2 rRNA genes are annotated in these 1,658 nt (G+C 55.7%); both read left to right on the plus strand.

Annotated features, from left to right (window positions below):
* Positions 1–1,390, plus strand: a 23S ribosomal RNA gene (locus AC0IX4_RS22905); the annotation flags it as partial.
* Positions 1,391–1,538: 148 nt separating this feature from the next.
* Positions 1,539–1,655: ribosomal RNA gene (rrf, locus tag AC0IX4_RS22910) — 5S ribosomal RNA — on the plus strand.
* Positions 1,656–1,658: the final 3 nt, after the last annotated feature.

Genomic DNA, 1,658 nt, shown 5'->3' on the forward strand with positions numbered 1-1,658 from the left:
AGCCTGAGAGGTGATGCATAGCCGAATGAGGCGAATTCAGTGATCCTATGCTGCCGAGAAAAGCCTCTAGCGAGCTGGTACACGGCCCGTACCCCAAACCGACACAGGTGATCAGGTAGAGAATACCAAGGCGATCGAGATAACTATGGTTAAGGAACTCGGCAAAATGCCCCCGTAACTTCGGGAGAAGGGGGACCCCTGCTGGTGATGGAACGTGCTTCCTGAGCTGGTGTGGGTCGCAGAGACCAGTGAGAAGCGACTGTTTACTAAAAACACAGGTCCGTGCGAAGTCGTAAGACGATGTATACGGACTGACGCCTGCCCGGTGCTGGAAGGTTAAGAGGACCGGTTAGTTCTTCGGAGCGAAGCTGAGAATTTAAGCCCCAGTAAACGGCGGTGGTAACTATAACCATCCTAAGGTAGCGAAATTCCTTGTCGGGTAAGTTCCGACCTGCACGAATGGCGTAACGACTTCTCAGCTGTCTCAACCATAGACTCGGCGAAATTGCATTACGAGTAAAGATGCTCGTTACGCGCGGCAGGACGAAAAGACCCCGGGACCTTCACTACAGCTTGGTATTGGTGTTCGGTTCGGTTTGTGTAGGATAGGTGGGAGACTGTGAAGCATGCACGCCAGTGTGTGTGGAGTCGTTGTTGAAATACCACTCTGATCGTATTGGATACCTCAACCTCGGACCATGATCTGGTTCAGGGACAGTGCCTGGTGGGTAGTTTAACTGGGGCGGTTGCCTCCCAAAATGTAACGGAGGCGCCCAAAGGTTCCCTCAGCCTGGTTGGCAATCAGGTGTCGAGTGCAAGTGCACAAGGGAGCTTGACTGTGAGACTGACAAGTCGAGCAGGGACGAAAGTCGGGACTAGTGATCCGGCACCGGCAAGTGGAAGCGGTGTCGCTCAACGGATAAAAGGTACCCCGGGGATAACAGGCTGATCTTCCCCAAGAGTCCATATCGACGGGATGGTTTGGCACCTCGATGTCGGCTCGTCGCATCCTGGGGCTGGAGTAGGTCCCAAGGGTTGGGCTGTTCGCCCATTAAAGCGGCACGCGAGCTGGGTTTAGAACGTCGTGAGACAGTTCGGTCTCTATCCGCCGCGCGCGTCAGAAACTTGAGGAAGGCTGTCCCTAGTACGAGAGGACCGGGACGGACGAACCTCTGGTGTGCCAGTTGTTCCACCAGGAGCACCGCTGGTTAGCTACGTTCGGAAGGGATAACCGCTGAAAGCATCTAAGCGGGAAGCCTGTTCCAAGATGAGGTTTCTCACCCCCTCGAGGGGGTAAGGCCCCCGGCAGACCACCGGGTTGATAGGCCAGAACTGGAAGCCCAGCAATGGGTGCAGGTGACTGGTACTAATAGGCCGAGGACTTACCACAAAGAAGCTACGCGTCCACTGTGCAGTATCTGAGACAACACACGAGTTGTTCAGCAGATAACTGAAACCCGCACCACAACCACCACACCACCCCACAGGGGTGAATGTCGGTGGGAGTGTGTGCCTCGTGCTCTGTTGTTTCACAGAGTTTCGGTGGCCATAGCGGAGGGGAAACGCCCGGACCCATTCCGAACCCGGAAGCTAAGCCCTCCAGCGCCGATGGTACTGCACCCGACAGGGTGTGGGAGAGTAGGACACCGCCGAACAAC

It is taken from the genome of Rhodococcus sp. AC861 (genome assembly GCF_979256035.1).